We start from the raw sequence: 453 nt of genomic DNA, 5'->3' as shown, positions 1-453 counted from the left end.
AGGCGCAGCTGTCGGCACCGGGCTTTGAGCTGTATGGGCATTTTCAGCCGCTGAACCCGTTCGCGTTTCAGGGCCACAACATGGACTTCGGCTGGAGCCTGACCATGTTCCAGAACGACGACATGGACCTGATCGCCGAGAAGACCAATCCTGAAAACCCCAATCAGGTCTGGTATCACGGTCAGTGGGTCGAGATGACGCGCACCGAACAGCAGATTGCGGTCAAGGGCCAAGCGCCTGTCACGCTGAGCCTTCTGGAATCGCCGCACGGCCCTGTCGTCAACGACGCGATGGGCAAGAATGCAGGACAGGTGCCCATCGCCATGTGGTGGTCGTTCCTGGTGTCGGACAACCCGGTGCTGGACGGTTTCTATGAGGCTAACCGCGCCGACACGCGAGAGAAGATGCGCAGCGCGGCCGAGAAGATCCAGGCGCCCGGCCTGAACATCGTCT

1 protein-coding gene is annotated in these 453 nt (G+C 60.9%); it reads left to right on the top strand.

The features are described 5' to 3' along the window. Window positions 1–453 (top strand): penicillin acylase family protein (locus EE949_RS10505; protein ID WP_164666748.1); only part of this gene is annotated, 453 nt, incomplete at both ends.

The organism is Pseudomonas viridiflava, from assembly GCF_900602065.1.
Classification (GTDB): Bacteria; Pseudomonadota; Gammaproteobacteria; order Pseudomonadales; family Pseudomonadaceae; genus Aquipseudomonas.
This window is presented reverse-complemented; position numbering and strand designations above follow the sequence as displayed.